Raw genomic sequence first — 21481 nt, 5'->3', positions numbered from 1 at the left:
GCTGGTCGCCCGGAGATAGGGGAAGGCGTAATGGCAACGGTAGACCGCTGGCTTCTGCCAGATGGCATCGAAGAAGTACTGCCACCGGAAGCTGCGCGTATTGAAGTCGCGCGTCGTCAGGTGTTGGATCTGTTCCAGAGCTGGGGTTACGAGTTTGTCGTGACTCCCCATATCGAGTACCTGGAATCCCTGCTGACCGGCGCGGGCCAGGACCTGGATCTGCGCACCTTCAAGGTCATCGACCCGCAATCGGGCCGCCAGATGGGTTTCCGTGCCGATATCACGCCGCAAGTGGCGCGCATCGATGCGCATACCCTGCGTCGTGAAGGTCCAAGCCGCCTGTGCTATGCCGGCAGCGTGCTGCATGCTCAGCCGCGTGCCTTGTCGTCCTCGCGCAGCCCGATTCAACTGGGTGCCGAGTTGTACGGCGACGGCAGCCCGAGCAGCGACGTCGAAGTCATCAGCCTGATGCTGGCCATGCTGCAACTGGCCGATGTGCCGGATGTGCACATGGACCTCGGTCATGTCGGCATCTATCGCGGCCTGGCCCGTGCGGCCGGTTTGTCCGGTGAAGTCGAGCAACAGTTGTTCGATGCCTTGCAACGCAAGGCCATCGACGAGGTCATTACCTTGACCGAAGGCTTGCCTGCCGATCTGTCGGGCATGCTGCGGGCGTTGGTCGACCTGTGTGGCGGTCGTGAAGTGCTGGCTGCGGCCCGCGAGCGTCTGGCCAAGGCGCCTGCCCCGGTTCTGGCGGCGCTGGACGACTTGCTGGCAATTGCCGAGCGGCTGTCCGTGCGTTTCCCTGAGCTGCCGCTGTATTTCGACCTGGGCGAGCTGCGTGGCTACCACTACCACACCGGTGTGGTGTTCGCCGTGTTCGTCCCGGGTGTTGGCCAGTCCATTGCCCAGGGCGGTCGTTACGACGACATCGGCGCCGACTTCGGTCGTGCCCGTCCGGCGACCGGCTTTTCCACCGATTTGAAAACCCTGGTGACCCTGGGGCGTGCTGAGATCGAGCTACCGTCTGGCGGTATCTGGATGCCTGACAGTACGGATGCGGCACTCTGGCAGCAGGTTTGCCAGTTGCGCAGTGAGGGTCAGCGTGTCGTTCAGGCCTTGCCTGGACAACCTTTGGCCGCCGCCCGTGAAGCGGACTGCGACCGGCAATTGATTCAGCAGAACGGGCTTTGGCAAGTATCGCCACTGGCTTCTTGAGTTTTCCTGCCGGCTGCCGCCGGCACCAAGTTTGCGCGAATGAGGACAAGTGTTATGGGTAAGAATGTCGTAGTCCTGGGCACCCAATGGGGTGATGAGGGCAAAGGCAAGATCGTTGATCTGCTGACCGAACATGCTGCCGCCGTAGTGCGCTACCAGGGTGGCCACAACGCGGGCCACACTCTGGTGATCGATGGCGAAAAAACCGTCTTGCACCTGATCCCGTCGGGCGTGCTGCGCGAAGGCGTGCAGTGCCTGATCGGCAACGGCGTGGTGGTTGCACCTGACGCCCTGCTGCGCGAGATCACCAAGCTGGAAGAAAAAGGTGTGCCGGTGCGCGAGCGCCTGCGTATCAGCCCGTCCTGCCCGCTGATCCTGTCCTTCCACGTTGCGCTGGACCAGGCCCGCGAAAAGGCCCGTGGCGAGCTGAAGATCGGTACCACCGGTCGCGGCATCGGCCCGGCCTACGAAGACAAGGTTGCACGTCGTGGCCTGCGTGTGGGCGACCTGCTCAACATGCCGCGCTTTGAAGACAAGCTGCGTGAACTGGTGGATTACCACAACTTCATGCTGGTGGGTTACTACAAAGAGCCAGCCATCGACTTCGACAAGACCCTGGCCGAGTGCAAGGAATACGCTGAGCTGCTCAAGCCGCTGATGCTGGACGTGACTGCCGAGCTGCACGACCTGCGTCGCGCTGGCAAAGACATCATGTTCGAAGGCGCCCAAGGCTCCCTGCTGGACATCGACCACGGTACCTACCCGTACGTGACCAGCTCCAACACCACCGCTGGCGGCGTTGCTACCGGTTCGGGTGTCGGCCCTATGTTCCTGGACTACATCCTGGGCATCACCAAGGCTTACACCACGCGTGTAGGTTCGGGTCCATTCCCGACAGAGCTGTTCGACGAAGTCGGTGCGCACCTGGCCAAACAAGGTCACGAGTTCGGCGCGACGACCGGCCGTGCTCGTCGTTGTGGCTGGTTCGACGCTGTTATCCTGCGTCGCGCTATCGATGTGAACAGCATCTCGGGCATCTGCCTGACCAAGCTGGACGTGCTCGACGGTCTGGAAACCATCAACATCTGCGTCGGCTACAAAGACGCAGAAGGCAAGGCCGTTGCCCCGACTGATGCTGACAGCTACGTGGGCCTGCAGCCTGTGTACGAAGAAGTGCCGGGCTGGACCGAGTCGACCGTGGGTGCCAAGACCCTGGAAGAGCTGCCAGCTAACGCCCGTGCTTACATCAAGCGCGTTGAAGAGCTGATCGGTGCGCCGATCGACATTATTTCGACGGGCCCGGACCGCAACGAAACCATCGTTCTGCGTCATCCGTTTGCTTGATAAGTCGTTGATGTGAAACACAAAGGCTCCTTAATCGGGGCCTTTGTCGTATTTGTCTGCAGGACGGCATGACCTTTGCTGTAAATATCCTCAAAAGAATGCCATCAAATTAATGGCGTCCAAGTAGAGGGATTCACAGTGTCGGCCGTTCTCTCACTGTTACAAAGCCGTTTGTTGCGGCCCGTGTTCGTTACTCTGGGTATCGCCCTTTTGGTGCAGGTGCTGGTGGCTGTTGCTCTGACCCGGAGCACGGTGACCGCGCTCGAAGCCGATCTGGGCACGCGCCTGGGCGCGGACAGTCAAAAACTTTCCGCCGAGCTCGAGCAGGCCGGGCGTGAAGTCACGTCCAGTCTGGACAGCCTTTCTACCAGTACACGTCAGCGCCTCACGGCCGGTTTGTCCTCGCGTCTTGAGGAAGAGCAGGCGCAACTGCGTTCGACCCTGGAAAAGGATCTGAAGGACTCCGCCAACGATATGGCGCAGCTTCTGGCTTCGGTCGCGCCCCGCGCCATGTGGGACAGCGACATTCCGACACTGTCCGAATTCGCCCGCCGGGCCCAGCGTAATCCCAATGTGCTGTTCGTGGTGTATGACGACGCTACCGGTCAGCACCTGACGCGCTACCTCAACCGGGAAAACCCGATCAACAAGGCTCTGCTGGAAAAAGGCCAGGGCGAGCGGGCGCTCGACAAGGTGCTGGATGCAGCGAAGAACGATCCTTCGGTCTTCTACATCGAGGCCTCGATCAACCCCAATGGCGTGGAAATCGGCAAGGTCTTGATGGGGGTCTCGACGGCGTCGGTGGAGACTGATCTGGCGGCCCTCGACAAGCGCTTCTCGGCCTTGATCGCCAGCAGCGATCAACTGGTCGGCGACAGCCTCAAAGGCGCGGCTGCCGACAGTGCAACGGCGATGCGCGCGCGTCTGCAGTCGGCGCAGTCCACCGCGGCTGAAATGAAAGCCAACACCACCAGCACCGTACAGGAAGCCGCTGCAACATTGCGCTGGCGCATCGGCGTGTGTCTGGCGGTCGTGGGTTTTGGTGTCCTGCTGTTGCTGGCGGTGGTGCTCGGTCGTCGAGTGGTCAATCGCCTGAAGATGCTGATCGTTGCCATGGATGACCTGGCAGCGGGTGAGGGCGACCTGACCAAGCGTGTGCAGATCAACAGCAAGGACGAAATCGGCGACATGGCCTCGGCGGTCAATCGCTTTGTGGATAAGTTGCAGCCGATCGTGCGCGAGGCGGGCGATGTGGCTCAGCGTACTGGCGTCGAGATTGGTGCCATGACCCTGCGCAACGCGGGTGCGGACGCAGCGGCTGGCATGCAGCGTGACGAAGTGGCGGAGAGCTTGCGTGCCCTGTCGCAAATGGCGGATGAGGCGCAGTCGGAAAGCCACGCCATGCAGGCGGCGCTGAAGCAGGTGGTGGAGATTCGTCAGGCCACCGATGAAAACACCCGGACCTCGGCGAAAGTCGGCAGCCTGATCGAGGAGCTGGCGGGCCAGGTCAATACCGGCGCTCAGGTGATCGAGCGCCTGGCGCAGCAAAGCCAGCAGATTGAAGTGGTGTTGACGGTGATCCACGGCATCGCCGAGCAGACCAACCTGCTGGCGCTGAACGCGGCTATTGAAGCGGCGCGTGCCGGCGAGACCGGGCGCGGGTTTGCGGTGGTGGCAGATGAGGTGCGGGCACTGGCGAGCAAGACGCAGAGCTCCACGGGCGATATCCAGGCGCACATCGTGGCCTTGCAGCAGGGCGCGCGCGAGGCGGTCGCGGCAATCGGTCAGGCTGGACGCCAGGCCAACGAAGGTTTGGTGGTGCTGCGTGACAGTGCACGGTTGCAGCAGTCGGTGCAGGTGTCGGTTGAGCAGGTGCATGCGGCGATCGGTCTGGCGACCCAGGCTGCGGCGCATCAGGCGCAAGGGGCGCAGGCGGTGCGTGGTCGGGTCGAGACCATTCATGCCCAGGCCGAGAAAGCGGCTCAGGCGGTGGTGGAGACCACGGCCAGCGGCATGGTGCTGGATGGGTTGGCGGCGCAGTTGAAGGCGAGCCTGGGGCAGTTCAGGGCTTAAAAGATCAAAAGATCGCAGCCTGCGGCAGCTCCTACAGGGAAACGCGTATTTCCATGTAGGAGCTGCCGCAGGCTGCGATCTTTTGCTTTGTCAGCGGCTCAAATACATCCGCGTCGTCAGTAGATAAACCGGCAACCCCGACACCACGATCAACAACGCCGCATAAGGCGCAGCCGCCGCAAACTCCACATTCGCAGTATGCGCCCAGACTTCCGTCGCCAGCGTATTCAGCCCCGTCGGACTCAACAGCAAGGTCGCCGTCAGTTCCTTCATCGCATCCAGGAACACCAGGGCAAAAGCCGCGCCCAGTGCCGGGAAAATGATCGGCAGAGTCACTCGGCAGAAAGCACTGAATGGTGAGGCGCCCAGCGTGCGCGCCGCTTCTTCAAGCTGCGGTGCCGCCTTGTTCAGGGCGGTGCGGATCGGTGCCTGGGCCAGCGGCAGAAACAGCAGCGCATAGGCAATCAGCAGCAATGCCGAAGTCTGGTAAAGCATCGGCACGTAGTGCAGGGCGAAATACACCAGGGTCAGGGCGATGACCAGTCCCGGCAGGGCGTGCAGCAGATACGGCAAGCGCTCGGCCCAGATCGCCAGTTGGCCCTTGTAGCGCACGACCAGCAGGCCGACCGGCACCGCCAGCACCAGGCACACCGCCGCGCCACCCAGCGACAGCGCGAGGGATGACAGCAATGCTTCGCCGATGGCTGCCATTGGAAAGGCTGCCGATGATCCGACGGCCAGCCAGTAAGCCAGCATGCCCAGCGGAATCCCGCTGCCGACGATTGCCAGCAGCAGGCAATAAAGCTGTCCTGCCACAGCCCAGGGTCCCAGGTTAACCTGTTCCGCGCGTCGCGCCGCACCCTGGCCGGTGCGCACGTGTCGACCCTTGCCGCGCACGCGCAGCTCCAGCCGCAACAGCGCCAGGCACAGCATCAGCAGTACGGCGGAGAGCATCGCTGCGTTGGCATTGCTGAACTCCAATTCGAACTGCTGGTAGATTGCCGTGGTGAAGGTTTGCAGGCCGATGATCGACAGCGCGCCGAATTCCACCAGCATGTGCAGGGCGATCAGCAAGGAACCGGCAAGCAGCGACGGCCAGAGCAGGGGCAGGGTGACCTTGAAGAACACGCCCCAGCGGTTCTGTCCCAGCGTGCGCGCCGACTCCTCCAGTGATGGGTCGAGATTGCGCAGGGTCGCCGCCACCGGCAGGAAAATCAGCGGGTATTTGGAGAGCGTCATCACCAGAATCGCCCCGCCGAGCCCTTCGAAATGAGCGCTCAATGAAACCCAGGTGAAGCTGCTGACAAACGCCGGTACGGCAAAGGGCAGGCACAGGATCACGCCCCACAGGCGTCGCCCCGGCAGGCTGCTGCGCTCCAGCAACCACGCCAGTGACAGGCCGATCACGCCGCAGGCCAGCGTCACGCCGACCATCAGCGCCAGGGTGTTGCGCAGCAGTCCGAACACATAGGGGCGCCACAGCAAATGCAGCGCCTCGGCCCAGCCTGCTTGCCAGGTCTTGAGCCCGACATAGGCCAACGGCAGCAGGCTGAGCACCACCAGTAGCAAGACCGGCAGGACCAGCCAGATCGACGGCCGCTTGCGCCGTGGCATGTACCCGCCATGCGCGGAAAGCGATGCGCTCATCAGTTCAGGCCAACTTCACGTTCCAGGTCCAGGGCTTCTTCGGCATTGCCCAGGTCGGCGGGCGTGACTTTCGGTGCTTGCAGCTCGCTGAATGGCTTGAGCCCGCGATCAGATTCCATGCCTTTGTGCAGCGGGTATTCGGCGGTGGTCTGGGTGATCACGCGCTGGCCTTCCTCGCTGGCCATGTAGGCGAGCAATTGTTGTGCTTCTTTGGGGTGTTTGCTGGATTTCAGGACGGCTGCGCTGGACACGGTGATCAGCCCGCCGACGTCGCCGCCGGTGAAGTAGTGCAGTTTCGAATCGAGCTGGCCTTTTTCACGCTGCAAGGCGAACCAGTAGTAGTTGTTGACCAGCACGGTGGCCACTTCGCCATTTTCCACGGCCTTGAGCGCGACCATGTTGTTGCTGTAGGTCTTGCCGAATGCGCGCAGCCCGGTCAGCCATTCTTCGGCAGCGTCCATGCCGTGCACTTTGATGATGGCGACGGCTTGTTCCTGGAAGGCGCCGCTGGTGGGCACGAAGCCGACCTTGCCTTGCCATTTTGGATCGGAGAAGTCCATCACCGAGGTCGGCAGGTCTTTTTCATCAATCAGCTTGGGGTTGTAGGCGACGACGCGCACCCGGGCAGTCACGCCAATCCAGGTGCCATTGCTGGCGACGTATTCCTTGGGCAGAACCGCCAGCGTGGCGTCATCCGCCTTGGCCAGCAGACCTTGTTCGCCAAGTTTGTTCAGTGGCGGCGATTCTTCGGTGTAGATCACGTCGGCAGGGGAGCGATCGCCTTCTTCGACGACCTGGCTGGCGAGCTGGTTGCTGCTGCCTTTTCGTACGTTGACGTGGATCCCGGTCTTGGCTTCGAAGGCTTTGGCGACCGCGTCGCCGACTTCTTTGTGTTGGCCGTTGTAGAGCGTCAGGGAAACCGGGTCGGCGGCTTGGGTGAGGGGAGTGGCAAGTGCCAGGCCGAGCAGGGTGATGGTCAAGCCGCGGCGCAGGGTATTTCGAAACATCATTCGCAGGGTTCCTCACTGTCGCATTGCAAAAACTTGCAACAATGATAAACGATATTGTTTCTCAAATGCGCCCTCGGGTTTGCCGGAGCGACACACAATCCGGTCATGCGGAAATTTTCGAATGCCAGAAACGCAAAAACCCGCTTTCGCGGGTTTTTGTGAAATTCAAGGCCGTAACCTTGAACTTGAATTGGTGCCCAGAAGAAGACTCGAACTTCCACGACCGTAAGGTCACCAGCACCTGAAGCTGGCGTGTCTACCAATTTCACCATCTGGGCATTCATCTTCAGCGTTGCCGCTGTTGATGTGGCGCACTATACGGAGAGCGTTTTGATCTGTAAACCCCTGATTTTAAAAATTAATAAACCAGGGGCCCAGAATGCAAAAACCCGCTTTCGCGGGTTTTTGTGTGAGCCTTGAAATTGAACTAATCTCAAGCTCGAAATTGGTGCCCAGAAGAAGACTCGAACTTCCACGACCTTGCGGTCACCAGCACCTGAAGCTGGCGTGTCTACCAATTTCACCATCTGGGCAGTATCGGCAACGTCTCCGTCGTCGATGGCGCGCACTATACGGAGCGTCTTTTTAACTGTAAACCCCCGGAATCAAAAAAACCTGGAAAATTTCGCCAGCGGTCTTCAAAACAGCTTTGCGGTGTCGATACAGGGCTTTAGATGGGTCGTCTTAGCTTGAAATTTCCCGTTTCATTACGCCTATGCCAAACTAACCCGCATATAGACAAGGTGAAAACTCTCTAATGGCCGATTGGCAGTCCCTCGATCCCGAGGCCGCTCGTGAAGCGGAAAAATATGAAAACCCTATTCCTAGCCGCGAACTGATCCTTCAGCACCTTGCTGATCGGGGTTCGCCTGCTAACCGCGAGCAACTGGTCGAAGAGTTTGGTCTGACCACAGAAGACCAGATCGAAGCCCTGCGCCGCCGCCTGCGCGCCATGGAGCGCGATGCTCAACTCATCTATACCCGTCGCGGTACTTATGCGCCGGTGGACAAGCTTGACCTGATCCTGGGCCGCATCAGCGGTCACCGTGACGGCTTCGGCTTCCTGGTGCCGGACGACGGCAGTGACGACCTGTTCATGAGCCCGGCGCAGATGCGCCTGGTGTTCGACGGTGACCGTGCCCTGGCGCGTGTTTCCGGTCTGGATCGTCGTGGTCGCCGTGAGGGCATGATCGTCGAAGTGGTGTCCCGTGCTCACGAGACCATCGTCGGTCGCTACTTCGAAGAGGGCGGTATCGGTTTTGTGGTTGCCGACAACCCGAAGATCCAGCAGGAAGTGCTGGTGACGCCGGGCCGTAATGCCAACGCGCAGATCGGTCAGTTCGTCGAAGTGAAGATCACTCACTGGCCGACGCCACGCTTCCAGCCGCAAGGCGACGTGGTTGAAGTCGTGGGCAACTACATGGCGCCGGGCATGGAAATCGACGTCGCCCTGCGTACCTATGACATTCCTCACGTCTGGCCTGACGCCGTGCTCAAGGAAGCCGGCAAGCTCAAGCCGGAAGTCGAAGAGAAGGACAAAGAGAAGCGCATCGACCTGCGTCATCTGCCGTTCGTCACCATTGACGGCGAAGATGCCCGCGACTTCGACGATGCGGTCTATTGCGAAGCCCGTCCGGGCAAGCTGCGTCTGTTTTCGGGTGGCTGGAAGCTGTACGTGGCGATTGCCGACGTATCCAGCTACGTGAAGCTCGGTTCGGCGCTGGATGCCGAAGCACAGGTTCGCGGCAACTCGGTGTACTTCCCCGAGCGCGTGATTCCGATGCTGCCTGAGCAGCTGTCCAACGGCCTGTGCTCGCTGAACCCGCAAGTCGATCGCCTGGCCATGGTTTGCGAGATGACCATCTCCAAATCCGGCGAAATGACCGACTACTGCTTCTACGAAGCGGTGATCCACTCCCATGCGCGCCTGACCTACAACAAAGTCAGCGCCATGCTGGAAACGCCGAAAGCCACCGAGGCGCGCAAGCTGCGCGGCGAATACACCGACGTCGTGCCGCACCTCAAGCAGCTGTACTCGCTGTACAAGGTATTGCTGGCGGCCCGTCACGTTCGTGGCGCGATCGATTTCGAGACCCAGGAAACCCGGATCATCTTCGGTTCCGAGCGCAAGATCGCCGAAATCCGTCCGACCGTACGCAACGACGCACACAAGCTGATCGAGGAATGCATGCTGGCGGCCAACGTGGCCACCGCCGAATTCCTGAAAAAGCACGAAATTCCTGCGTTGTACCGTGTTCACGATGGTCCGCCGCCGGAGCGTCTGGAAAAGCTGCGCGCCTTCCTCGGCGAGCTCGGCCTGTCCCTGCACAAAGGCAAGGACGGTCCGTCGCCGAAGGATTACCAGGCATTGCTGGCCGGTATCAAGGATCGTCCGGATTTCCACCTGATCCAGACCGTCATGCTGCGTTCGTTGAGCCAGGCGGTGTACAGCGCCGATAACCAGGGTCACTTCGGCCTGAATTACGAAGCCTATACCCACTTTACCTCGCCGATCCGCCGCTACCCGGACTTGCTCACGCATCGCGCAATCCGCAGCGTGATCCATTCCAAGCAGAACACCCCGCACGTTCGCCGTGCCGGTGCGATGACCATTCCGAAGGCGCGCATCTATCCGTACGACGAAGCGGCCCTGGAGCAACTCGGCGAGCAGTGCTCGATGAGCGAGCGCCGTGCCGACGAAGCGACCCGCGATGTCGTGAACTGGCTCAAGTGCGAGTTCATGAAAGATCGCGTGGGCGAATCGTTCCCGGGTGTGATCACCGCCGTGACCGGTTTTGGTCTGTTCGTCGAGCTGACCGATATCTACGTCGAAGGCCTGGTGCACGTCACCGCGCTGCCGGGCGATTACTACCACTTCGATCCTGTGCACCACCGCCTGGCCGGTGAGCGTACCGGTCGCAGTTTCCGCCTGGGCGACACCGTGGAAGTGCGGGTCATGCGCGTCGACCTCGACGAGCGCAAGATCGACTTCGAGATGGCCGAAAAAACCATCAGCGCGCCGATCGGCCGCAAAAAACGCGGTACCGAAAGTGCAGCGCCTGCAGCGAAAGTCGAAGCAGAGCCGGCCCCGGCGAAAACCGGTCGCCGTCCTGCCAAGGAAAAGGCTGTGGAAGCCTATCGCCCGAGCGATGCCGCGGCGAAAAACGCCGAAGTGCGCAAAAGTCGTGAAATGAAACAGGCGTTGCTGGCCGGTGCGAAAAGCGGCGGTAAAGCGGCGTCTGGGGGAAAGACCAGTCGGTCGGCGCCTGACAAGGCCGTCGGCGGCAAGCCAGCCAAACCGAGCAAACATCGTAAAGGCCCGCCAAAAGCGGGCTCGGCTCCAGCCAAGAGTGGCGGGGCGCGTAAACCTAAGGCCAAGCCATGAGTCAGTTGGAAAAGATCTACGGCGTCCATGCTGTAGAAGCGTTGTTGCGTCACCACCCGAAACGCGTCAAGCAGATCTGGCTGGCCGAAGGCCGCAATGATCCTCGGGTCCAGACGCTGATTGAGCTGGCCAACGAAAACCGGGTCCAGGTCGGCCAGGCCGAGCGCCGCGAAATGGACGCCTGGGTTGAAGGCGTGCACCAGGGCGTGGTCGCGGACGTGAGTCCGAGCCAGGTCTGGGGCGAGGCAATGCTCGACGAACTGCTCGATCGCACCGACGGCGCGCCGTTGTTGCTGGTGCTCGACGGCGTGACCGATCCGCACAACCTCGGCGCCTGCCTGCGCTCCGCCGATGCGGCGGGCGCGCTGGCCGTGATCGTGCCGAAGGACAAGTCGGCGACCCTGACCCCGGTCGTACGGAAAATCGCCTGCGGCGCGGCGGAAGTGATTCCGCTGGTTGCCGTGACCAACCTGGCGCGCACCCTGGAAAAGCTCCAGCAGCGCGGCTTGTGGGTTGTCGGTACGGCTGGCGAAGCTGAGGTCAGTCTGTATGACCAGGATCTCACCGGTCCGACCATCCTGATCATGGGCGCCGAAGGCAAGGGCATGCGTCGCCTGACCCGTGAGCATTGCGACTATCTGGTGAACCTGCCGATGGCCGGTAGCGTCAGCAGTCTCAACGTTTCCGTGGCGACTGGCGTCTGCCTGTTCGAAGCGCAGCGCCAGCGCAGCGTCAAAGCCAAGGCTGCCGCCAAGAAATCCTGATCCGGTTGCAGTCCCTGTGGGAGCGAGCTTGCTCGCGATGACGGAGTAACATTCAGCATCAATGTTGAATGGTAGGCCCCCATCGCGAGCAAGCTCGCTCCCACAGTGTTTTGTGGTGTGGCATGAATGTGTGGCTGTTCAAATAATCACCAATTGCCTTGCGCCTCCCTCATCCCTTCTCTACAATTGCGCCCCTTGCTGTGATGGCAGGCACCAACGTGTCTAGCGTCCGCAAGTCCATAAGTGTCATTCACTCCTTGTCTGACCGCTTTTGAGCGGCAGGCTACAACCCGTAAGGAGCATTCATGCGTCATTACGAAATCATCTTTTTGGTCCACCCGGATCAAAGCGAGCAAGTCGGCGGCATGGTTGAGCGTTACACCAAGCTGATCGAAGAAGACGGCGGCAAAATCCACCGTCTGGAAGATTGGGGCCGTCGTCAACTGGCCTACGCAATCAACAATGTTCACAAGGCTCACTACGTGATGCTGAACGTTGAGTGCACTGGCAAGGCCCTGGCCGAGCTGGAAGACAACTTCCGCTACAACGATGCAGTGATCCGTAACCTGGTCATCCGTCGCGACGAAGCCGTTACCGGCCAGTCCGAGATGCTCAAGGCTGAAGAAAACCGCAGTGAGCGCCGTGAGCGTCGCGACCGTCCTGAGCACGAAGGCGCTGAAAGCGCTGACAGTGATGACAGCGACAACAGCGATAACGCTGACGAGTAATCCACGGACCTTTTAAGGAGCCTATCAAATGGCACGTTTCTTCCGTCGTCGTAAATTCTGCCGCTTCACCGCTGAAGACGTGAAAGAGATCGATTACAAAGATCTCAACACTCTGAAAGCCTACGTATCCGAGACCGGCAAAATTGTTCCAAGCCGCATCACCGGTACCAAAGCTCGTTATCAGCGTCAGCTGGCCACCGCTATCAAGCGCGCCCGCTTCCTGGCCCTGCTGGCCTACACCGACAGCCACGGCCGCTGAGACCGGGCAGTCGACACGTAGCAAAGGATTGAATGCATGCGGGCCATAGCTGAGTTCATCATGCGCGGCCGTATGCAGGCCACTCTGGTAGTGGCTGGATGCGCGGCATTGCCGCTGTTGTATTGGTTGGGTGCTGCCGCCGGATGCCTTGTGCTCCTGCGGCGCGGATTGAGGGACGCCCTGGGCGTTCTTGCTCTGGGACTGCTGCCGGCATTGGCCTGGTGGCTTTACTCCGACGACCCACGGGCACTTCTGGTGCTGCTGGGGTCTGCGAGCCTTGCGTTGGTTTTGCGCGCAAGCGAGTCCTGGAACCGCGTGCTGCTGGTCAGCATAGCGATGGGAGTGGTGTTTTCAGTGGTGTTGGGGACAGCTTTTGCTCCCCAGATCGAGATGCTGGCGCAGGCTTTGATCAAAGTCATGCCGTCGCTACTCGGCGATGTCTACCAGAAGTTGTCGGTAGACGAACAAGCGCGTTTCGCGTCCCTGATTGCACCGGTCCTGACCGGCCTGATTGCGGCGTTGTTGCAAATCGTCAGCTTGCTGAGCCTGCTTGTCGGGCGCTACTGGCAGGCGTTGTTGTACAACCCGGGCGGTTTTGGTCGCGAGTTTCGCGCCATCCGCCTCCCGCTGTTGCCGGCGATGTTGCTGCTGGCGTGCATGCTTCTGGGGCCGAACATCGGTCCGCAGTTGGCCATGTTGACGCCGTTGTGCAGCGTACCGCTGGTGTTCGCCGGGCTGGCCCTGATTCACGGGCTGGTGGCGCAGAAGCGACTGGCCAGGTTCTGGTTGGTGGGGTTGTACGTGACGCTGTTGCTGTTCATGCAACTGATCTATCCGTTGCTGGTGGTCCTGGCCATCGTCGACAGCCTGATTGATTTTCGCGGTCGTTCGGCACCGAAAGATGCCGATAACGCGAACGGTGAAGGTTAAAAGTTAAGAGGATTTTCACATGCAACTGATCCTTCTGGAAAAAGTCACCAACCTGGGCAACCTGGGTGACAAAGTGAACGTTAAGGCTGGTTACGGTCGTAACTACCTGCTGCCTTACGGCAAAGCTACCGCTGCGACCCCAGCCAACCTGGCTGCGTTCGAAGAGCGTCGTGCTGAGCTGGAAAAAGCTGCAGCAGATCGCAAAGCATCGGCTGAAAGCCGCGCTGCCCAACTGGCCGAGCTGGAAGTGACCATCACTGCCACCGCTGGCGACGAAGGCAAGCTGTTCGGTTCGATCGGTACTCACGACATCGCTGACGCACTGACCGCCTCCGGCGTTGAAGTGCAGAAGAGCGAAGTTCGTCTGCCGAACGGCACCATCCGCAACGTAGGCGAATTCGACGTAGCCGTGCACCTGCACGCCGAAGTTGAAGCCACCGTACGCGTTGTCGTGGTAGCAGCTTAAGCAGCACTTGTCGGCTGGCACCCTCGGGTGCTTGCCGGTAACATCGGGCACGATCCTGTTTACAGGTCGTGCCCTTTGTCTTTCTGGCATCCCAGTTTTTAAATTCTGATTCCAAGTGGCCATGAACGAAATCTCCGCTCCCGAGCAATACGATCTGCAAACTGCCGCGCTGAAAGTGCCGCCGCATTCCATCGAGGCCGAACAGGCCGTGCTCGGTGGTCTGATGCTGGACAACAACGCCTGGGAGCGCGTGCTCGATCAAGTCTCCGACGGTGATTTCTATCGACATGACCACCGCCTGATCTTCCGCGCGATCGCCAAACTGGCCGATCAGAACATGCCGATCGACGTCGTGACCCTGTCCGAGCAACTGGACAAGGAAGGCCAGACCTCGCAAGTCGGCGGCCTCGGCTATCTCGGCGAGCTGGCGAAAAACACCCCGTCCGTCGCCAACATCAAGGCCTATGCCCAGATCGTTCGCGAGCGGGCGACGCTGCGCCAGTTGATCGGCATCAGCACCGAAATCGCCGACAGCGCTTTCAATCCGGAAGGCCGTACCGCCGCCGAAATTCTCGATGAAGCCGAGCGCCAGATCTTCCAGATTGCCGAAGCCCGGCCAAAAACCGGTGGCCCGGTGGGCGTCAACGACCTGCTGACCAAGGCCATCGACCGTATCGACACCTTGTTCAACACCGACAACGCCATCACCGGCCTGTCCACCGGCTATACCGACCTCGACGAGAAAACCAGCGGCCTGCAACCGGCTGACCTGATCATCGTCGCCGGCCGTCCGTCCATGGGTAAAACCACCTTTGCGATGAACCTGGTGGAAAACGCCGTGCTGCGCAGCGAGAAGGCCGTCCTGGTGTACTCCCTCGAGATGCCAGGCGAATCGCTGATCATGCGTATGCTGTCTTCCCTCGGCCGCATCGACCAGACCAAGGTGCGTTCAGGTCAGTTGGAAGACGACGACTGGCCGCGCCTGACCTCGGCGGTCAACCTGCTCAACGATCGCAAGCTGTTCATCGACGATACCGCGGGCATCAGCCCGTCGGAAATGCGCGCCCGGACCCGCCGTCTGGTGCGGGAACATGGCGAAGTCGGCCTGATCATGATCGACTACCTGCAGCTGATGCAGATCCCGGGTTCCAGCGGTGACAACCGGACCAACGAGATTTCCGAGATCTCCCGATCCCTGAAAGCCCTGGCCAAGGAATTCAACTGCCCGGTGGTGGCGCTCTCGCAGCTCAACCGTTCCCTGGAACAGCGGCCGAACAAGCGCCCGGTGAACTCCGACTTGCGGGAATCCGGAGCGATCGAGCAGGACGCCGACGTGATCATGTTCGTGTATCGCGACGAGGTGTATCACCCGGAAACCGAGCACAAGGGCATCGCCGAAATCATCATCGGCAAGCAGCGGAACGGGCCGATCGGCTTTATCCGCCTGGCCTTTATCGGTAAGTACACCCGATTCGAGAACCTCGCGCCGGGTAGCTATAACTTCGATGATGATGAGTAAGTTGTAGCGACTGTGCGGGCCTCTTCGCGAGCAGGCTCGCTCCCACAGGAACTTCATTCAACCTGTGGGAGCGAGCCTGCTCGCGAATGAGGTTCCACCAATTTCCGACCACAGCCGTCGGAATTGGTCAAAATTTGTGCTATATTCCGCGCCCGCGAAATTCAATGAAAGCCAACACCGGTTATCGACATGCAAGCAGCCAAGCCGTTATTTGACTATCCCAAGTACTGGGCCGAATGTTTCGGGCCAGCGCCGTTCCTGCCCATGAGCAGGGAGGAGATGGATCAGCTCGGCTGGGATTCCTGCGACATCATCATCGTCACCGGTGATGCCTACGTCGATCACCCGTCGTTCGGTATGGCGATCATCGGCCGGCTGCTGGAGTCCCAGGGCTTCCGCGTCGGGATCATTGCCCAGCCGAACTGGCAGTCCAAAGACGACTTCATGAAGCTCGGCGAGCCGAACCTGTTCTTCGGTGTCGCGGCCGGCAACATGGACTCGATGATCAACCGCTACACCGCGGACAAGAAAATCCGCTCCGACGATGCCTACACGCCGGGTGGCCTGGCCGGCAAGCGTCCGGACCGCGCCAGCCTGGTCTACAGCCAGCGCTGCAAGGAAGCCTACAAGCACGTGCCGATCGTGCTCGGCGGCATCGAAGCGTCGCTGCGCCGCATCGCGCATTACGATTACTGGCAGGACCGCGTGCGCAACTCGATCCTGATCGACGCCAGCGCCGACATCCTGCTCTACGGCAACGCCGAGCGCGCGATCGTCGAGGTCGCCCAGCGTCTGTCCTACGGTCACAAGATCGAAGACATCACCGACGTGCGCGGCACCGCGTTCATCCGTCGTGATACGCCGCAAGGCTGGTACGAAGTCGACTCCACGCGCATCGACCGTCCGGGCAAGATCGACAAGATCATCAACCCGTACGTCAACACCCAGGACACCCAGGCCTGCGCCATCGAGCAGGAAAAAGGTCCGGTTGAGGATCCGCAAGAAGCCAAGGTCGTGCAGATCCTCGCCAGCCCGCGCATGACCCGCGACAAGACCGTGATCCGTCTGCCGTCGGTGGAAAAGGTCCGCAATGACGCGGTGCTCTACGCCCACGCCAACCGCGTGCTGCACCTGGAAACCAACCCGGGCAACGCCCGCGCCTTGGTCCAGAAGCACGGCGAAGTCGACGTCTGGTTCAACCCGCCACCGATTCCGATGACCACCGAAGAAATGGACTACGTGTTCGGCATGCCTTATGCGCGCATTCCGCACCCGGCGTACGGCAAGGAGAAGATCCCGGCCTACGACATGATCCGTTTCTCGGTGAACATCATGCGTGGCTGCTTCGGCGGCTGCACCTTCTGCTCGATCACCGAGCACGAAGGGCGGATCATCCAGAACCGTTCCCATGAGTCGATCATTCGCGAAATCGAAGAAATTCGCGACAAGGTGCCCGGTTTTACCGGCGTGATCTCCGACCTCGGTGGCCCGACCGCGAACATGTACCGCATCGCCTGCAAGAGCCCGGAAATCGAATCCGCGTGCCGCAAGCCATCCTGCGTGTTCCCGGGTATCTGCCCGAACCTGAACACCGACCACTCGGCGCTGATCAAGCTGTATCGCAGTGCCCGTGAATTGCCGGGTGTGAAGAAGATCCTGATCGCTTCCGGCCTGCGTTATGACCTCGCGGTCGAGTCGCCGGAATACGTTAAAGAGCTGGTGACCCACCATGTCGGTGGTTACCTGAAGATCGCCCCGGAACACACCGAGGAAGGTCCGCTCAACCAGATGATGAAACCGGGCATCGGCAGCTATGACAAGTTCAAGCGCATGTTCGAGAAGTACTCCAAGGAAGCGGGCAAGGAGCAGTACCTGATTCCGTACTTCATCGCCGCCCACCCGGGCACCACCGATGAAGACATGATGAACCTGGCTCTGTGGCTCAAGGGCAACGGTTTCCGCGCCGACCAGGTGCAGGCGTTCTACCCGTCGCCGATGGCCACCGCCACCGCGATGTACCACTCGGGCAAGAACCCGCTGCGCAAGGTCACCTACAAGAGTGACGCGGTGACCATCGTCAAGAGCGAGGAGCAGCGTCGTCTGCACAAGGCGTTCTTGCGTTATCACGACCCGAAAGGCTGGCCGATGCTGCGTGAAGCACTGACCCGCATGGGTCGCGCCGACCTGATCGGGCCGGGCAAGAACCAGTTGATTCCTTTGCACCAGCCGTCGACCGACAGCTACCAGAGCGCCCGTCGCAAGAATTCGACGCCAGCCGGCAGCCATAAAGTGGCCAAGGAAAAGACCACCAAGATCCTCACCCAGCACACTGGCCTGCCACCGCGTGCCAGCGATGGCGGCAACCCGTGGGACAAGCGCGAACAGGCCAAGGCGGCGGCGTTCGCCCGCAACCAGCAGGCGGCCAAGGAACGCAAGGACGCGGCCAAGGGCAAGGGGCCGAAGCCGGCTCGCAAGCCCGTCGTACCGCGCTAAGCCTCGCTTGAGCTGAACAGAACGCCAACCTTCGGGTTGGCGTTTTGCATTCCGGGAAGAGTAAAAGCTGTATCAAAGCCCGAGAGTGGGTTATGGCAACTGGCCTCTTCGCGAGCAGGCTCGCTCCCACAATGAAATGCATTCCTCCTGTGGGAGCGAGCCTGCTCGCGAAGAGGGCGGCACATTCACCAAAGAGCTTCCCAGGCGAAACCCCACTCGCCACATTTACGTGCAACATAATCAATCCATTTTCCTGCCTCGCCCGATTTTGGTGCTGTACTGCCTCCAGTAATCGAAGAAAGCGCCAGCAATGCGGGATGGCATAAGTCTTGCGCGCTTTCCAATACGCTCAAGGCTCGCAGGAGGCACGCCGTGTCGATTCATGTCGCATTGCACCATGTCACGCATTACCGCTATGACCGCGCTGTCGAGCTCGGCCCGCAGATTGTTCGCCTGCGTCCCGCCGCCCACAGCCGCACGCGGATTCTGTCTTATGCGCTGAAAGTCTCGCCCGAGCAGCACTTCATCAACTGGCAGCAGGACCCTCAGGGCAATTACCTGGCGCGGCTGGTGTTCCCGGAGAAAACCGATGAATTGCGCATTGAAGTCGACCTGCTGGCAGAAATGGCGATCTTCAATCCGTTCGACTTTTTCCTTGAGCCTTACGCGGAAAAGATTCCCTTCGCCTATGCCACGGATGAACGCAAGGAGCTGGCGCCGTACCTGGAAACGTTGCCGCTGACGCCGAAGTTCAAGGCCTATCTGGATGGCATCGACCGCACCCCGTTGCCTGCCGTGGATTTTCTCGTCGCGCTCAACCAGCGCCTGAGCGAAGACATCGACTACCTGATCCGCATGGAGCCCGGCGTACAAACACCTGAACACACCCTCGAACAGGCCTCCGGTTCGTGCCGCGATTCCGCCTGGTTACTGGTGCAACTGCTGCGCAATCTGGGGCTGGCGGCGCGTTTCGTGTCGGGCTACCTGATCCAGCTGACCGCCGACGTCAAAAGTCTCGACGGCCCGTCGGGCACTGAAGTGGACTTCACCGACCTGCACGCCTGGTGCGAGGTTTACTTGCCCGGTGCCGGCTGGATTGGCCTGGACGCGACATCCGGGTTGTTTGCCGGTGAAGGACATATTCCGTTGGCCTGTAGTCCCGATCCGTCTTCTGCGGCGCCGATCAGTGGCCTGGTGGAACCCTGCGCGTGCGAATTCAGCCACGAAATGTCCGTGGAGCGAATTTGGGAAGCGCCGCGGGTCACCAAGCCTTACACCGACGACCAGTGGCTGGCGATTCAAGCCCTGGGCCGACAGATCGATGCCGACTTGCTGGAAGGCGATGTGCGCCTGACCATGGGTGGCGAGCCGACCTTTGTGTCAATCGATGACCCGGACGGCGCCGAGTGGAATACCGCGGCACTGGGGCCGGATAAACGGCGGTTGTCCGCCGAACTGTTCCAGCGCATGCGTAAACATTACGCGCCCAATGGACTGGTGCATTTCGGGCAAGGCAAGTGGTACCCCGGCGAGCAACTGCCGCGCTGGTCGCTCAATTGTTACTGGCGCCGCGACGGCGTGCCGATCTGGCACAACAGCGCGCTGATCGCTGACGAGCAACAAGACTACGGCGCCGATGGCGCGCTGGCCGGACGTTTTCTGGCGAGCGTCGCCGAACGCCTGAAAATTCCGACACGCTTCGTTTTTCCAGCCTACGAAGACAATTTCTATTACCTCTGGCGCGAAGGAATGCTGCCGCAAAACGTCAGCGCCGAAGATTCGCGTCTGGAGGAACCGTTGGAGCGGGCGCGTCTGCGCAAAGTGTTCAGCCAGGGGTTGGACAAGGTAATTGGCCAGGTCCTTCCGCTGGCGCGCACCGCCAAGGGCGATCAGTGGCAGAGCGGCCGCTGGTATCTGCGCGAAGAGCACTGCCGTCTGGTGCCGGGGGACTCGCCGCTGGGCTATCGCTTGCCGCTGGGGTCGCAACCCTGGGTGAAAGCGGCGGAGTATCCATTCATTCATGCCCAAGACCCGAATCAGGCGTTCCCACCGCTGCCTGACACCGGTCAGCTTCAGAGCCAAGGCGCAGCAGTTACAGAAGAGCGTGCGCCAAAAATCGATGAGTCCGCCGACTGGCTGACCCGTACGGCCTTCTGTGCCGAGGCGCGGGAAGGCCGGTTGTACCTGTTCATGCCGCCGCTGGAGCAGGTCGAGGACTACCTTGAGCTGGTCGCTGCCATCGAAGCCACCGCTGAAGAACTGATGTGCCCGGTATTGCTGGAGGGCTATGAGCCGCCAAGCGATCCACGCCTGAGCAACTTCCGCATCACCCCGGACCCGGGGGTGATCGAGGTCAACGTGCAGCCGTCCGCGACCTGGGATGAATTGGTCGAGCGCACCGAGTTCCTCTATGAAGAAGCGCGCCAGACCCGCCTGACCACCGAGAAATTCATGATCGACGGCCGGCACACCGGTACGGGTGGCGGTAACCATTTCGTGCTGGGTGGCGCGACCCCGGGGGACTCGCCGTTTCTGCGTCGCCCGGATCTGCTGCGCAGCCTGATCAGCTACTGGCACAACCATCCATCGCTGTCCTACCTGTTTTCCGGTCTGTTCATCGGCCCGACGTCCCAGGCGCCCCGCGTCGACGAAGCGCGTAACGATGCCTTGTACGAACTGGAAATCGCCTTCGCGCAGATGCCTGAAGCGGGTGAGGAGTGTCCGCCATGGTTGGTGGATCGACTGCTGCGCAACCTGCTGATCGATGTCACCGGCAACACCCATCGCGCCGAGTTCTGCATCGACAAGCTCTATTCGCCGGACGGTGCTACCGGCCGCCTTGGATTGCTGGAGCTGCGTGCGTTCGAGATGCCACCCCATGCCCGCATGAGCCTGGCGCAACAATTGTTGCTGCGGGCGCTGGTTGCGCGGTTCTGGCGCGAGCCCTATGCACCGCCAAAACTGGCGCGCTGGGGCACGGAGCTGCACGATCGCTTCCTGTTGCCGCACTTTATCGAGCAGGACTTTGCCGATGTCATCGTTGACCTCAACGCCGCCGGTTATCCGGTGCGTGCCGAATGGTTCGCAGCGCATCTGGAGTTTCGTTTTCCCAAGGTGGGCGATTACGCCGTCAGTGGTATTGCCCTGGAACTGCGCCAGGCGCTCGAGCCCTGGCACGTGCTGGGCGAAGAAGGCGCCATGGGCGGCACGGTGCGTTACGTGGATTCGTCGCTGGAGCGTTTGCAGGTCAAGCTCAGCGGCCTGCCGCCCCAGCGTTACCTGTTGACCTGCAATGGCATCCCGGTGCCATTGCAACCCACGGGGCGGGTCGGCGAGTTCGTCGCGGGCGTGCGTTTTCGTGCCTGGCAACCAGCTAACTGCCTGCAGCCGACCATCCCGGTCCACGCGCCGCTGGTATTTGACCTGCTCGATACCTGGATGCAGCGTTCGCTGGGCGGCTGCCAGTACCACGTCGCCCATCCGGGCGGGCGCAATTACGACAGCTTGCCGGTCAATGCCAACGAGGCCGAGAGCCGCCGGATGGCGCGCTTCTTCCGCATCGGACACACGCCAGGGAAACTGCCTGTACCCCCTCTGGACATTAACGATGAGCTACCGATGACGCTCGATTTGCGACGTTTCTAA

At 60.9% G+C, this 21481-nt stretch carries 14 protein-coding genes and 2 tRNA genes; 12 read left to right on the top strand and 4 right to left on the bottom strand.

Translation table 11 applies throughout. The features are described from left to right. Positions 1 to 30: 30 nt before the first annotated feature. From KW838_RS13025 to KW838_RS13015, 3 genes are all read left to right on the top strand, one after another. A complete protein-coding gene (locus KW838_RS13025) occupies positions 31 to 1218 on the top strand; it encodes an ATP phosphoribosyltransferase regulatory subunit (protein ID WP_007973265.1) in 1188 nt (395 codons plus the stop codon). Positions 1219 to 1272: 54 nt separating this feature from the next. Next, positions 1273 to 2562 carry an adenylosuccinate synthase gene (locus KW838_RS13020; protein ID WP_007973267.1) on the top strand — a complete coding sequence of 430 codons (1290 nt, stop codon included), beginning with the start codon at positions 1273 to 1275 and terminating at the stop codon, positions 2560 to 2562. A 138-nt stretch (positions 2563 to 2700) separates the two neighbouring features. Continuing rightward, positions 2701 to 4635 (top strand): methyl-accepting chemotaxis protein, encoded by a 1935-nt coding sequence (locus KW838_RS13015; RefSeq protein WP_218501272.1) that lies wholly within the window; start codon positions 2701 to 2703, stop codon positions 4633 to 4635. Positions 4636 to 4725: 90 nt separating this feature from the next. Here KW838_RS13015 and KW838_RS13010 read toward each other — a convergent pair whose 3' ends face one another. From KW838_RS13010 to KW838_RS12995, 4 genes are all read right to left on the bottom strand, one after another. Beyond that, the gene (locus tag KW838_RS13010; RefSeq protein WP_218501271.1) at positions 4726 to 6282 is read right to left on the bottom strand and encodes an iron ABC transporter permease; all 1557 of its coding nucleotides are present in this window, start codon (positions 6280 to 6282) and stop codon (positions 4726 to 4728) included. Further along, the gene (locus KW838_RS13005) at positions 6282 to 7292 is read right to left on the bottom strand and encodes an iron ABC transporter substrate-binding protein (protein WP_218501270.1); all 1011 of its coding nucleotides are present in this window, start codon (positions 7290 to 7292) and stop codon (positions 6282 to 6284) included. The genes KW838_RS13010 and KW838_RS13005 overlap by 1 nt, the downstream gene beginning before the upstream one ends. A 191-nt stretch (positions 7293 to 7483) precedes the next feature. After that, positions 7484 to 7570, bottom strand: a tRNA-Leu gene (locus KW838_RS13000). 168 nt (positions 7571 to 7738) lie between these two features. Further along, positions 7739 to 7825, bottom strand: a tRNA-Leu gene (locus KW838_RS12995). Between the two features lie 224 nt (positions 7826 to 8049). On the opposite strand from KW838_RS12995, the gene rnr reads away from it, so the two are divergent. The 9 genes from rnr (at position 8050) to KW838_RS12950 (ending at position 21481) form a co-directional block, all read left to right on the top strand. After that, positions 8050 to 10677, top strand: a complete 2628-nt coding sequence (rnr, locus tag KW838_RS12990) for a ribonuclease R (protein ID WP_102673156.1) — start codon at positions 8050 to 8052, stop codon at positions 10675 to 10677. Further along, positions 10674 to 11441, top strand: a complete 768-nt coding sequence (gene rlmB / locus KW838_RS12985; RefSeq protein ID WP_007973273.1) for a 23S rRNA (guanosine(2251)-2'-O)-methyltransferase RlmB — start codon at positions 10674 to 10676, stop codon at positions 11439 to 11441. The genes rnr and rlmB overlap by 4 nt, the downstream gene beginning before the upstream one ends. A gap of 305 nt (positions 11442 to 11746) precedes the next feature. Next, positions 11747 to 12169 carry a 30S ribosomal protein S6 gene (gene rpsF / locus KW838_RS12980; RefSeq protein WP_008048087.1) on the top strand — a complete coding sequence of 141 codons (423 nt, stop codon included), beginning with the start codon at positions 11747 to 11749 and terminating at the stop codon, positions 12167 to 12169. Positions 12170 to 12197: 28 nt separating this feature from the next. Further along, positions 12198 to 12428, top strand: coding sequence for a 30S ribosomal protein S18 (rpsR, locus tag KW838_RS12975; protein WP_002551829.1), 231 nt, complete (start codon positions 12198 to 12200; stop codon positions 12426 to 12428). 36 nt (positions 12429 to 12464) lie between these two features. Next, positions 12465 to 13358, top strand: coding sequence for a hypothetical protein (locus KW838_RS12970; RefSeq protein ID WP_218501269.1), 894 nt, complete (start codon positions 12465 to 12467; stop codon positions 13356 to 13358). Between the two features lie 19 nt (positions 13359 to 13377). Next, complete coding sequence (rplI, locus tag KW838_RS12965) at positions 13378 to 13824, top strand: 50S ribosomal protein L9 (protein WP_007973276.1); 447 nt, start codon at positions 13378 to 13380, stop codon at positions 13822 to 13824. Positions 13825 to 13945: 121 nt separating this feature from the next. Then, the gene (gene dnaB, locus KW838_RS12960; RefSeq protein ID WP_008058980.1) at positions 13946 to 15343 is read left to right on the top strand and encodes a replicative DNA helicase; all 1398 of its coding nucleotides are present in this window, start codon (positions 13946 to 13948) and stop codon (positions 15341 to 15343) included. Between the two features lie 189 nt (positions 15344 to 15532). Continuing rightward, positions 15533 to 17836, top strand: a complete 2304-nt coding sequence (locus tag KW838_RS12955) for a YgiQ family radical SAM protein (protein ID WP_218476037.1) — start codon at positions 15533 to 15535, stop codon at positions 17834 to 17836. A 372-nt stretch (positions 17837 to 18208) separates the two neighbouring features. After that, positions 18209 to 21481: a transglutaminase family protein gene (locus tag KW838_RS12950; RefSeq protein WP_218501268.1), complete on the top strand. Its 3273-nt coding sequence runs from the start codon at positions 18209 to 18211 to the stop codon at positions 21479 to 21481.

The sequence above is a fragment of the Pseudomonas sp. PDM27 genome, from assembly GCF_019219205.1.
GTDB classification, from domain to species: domain Bacteria; phylum Pseudomonadota; class Gammaproteobacteria; order Pseudomonadales; family Pseudomonadaceae; genus Aquipseudomonas; species Aquipseudomonas laurylsulfatiphila.
This window is presented reverse-complemented; position numbering and strand designations above follow the sequence as displayed.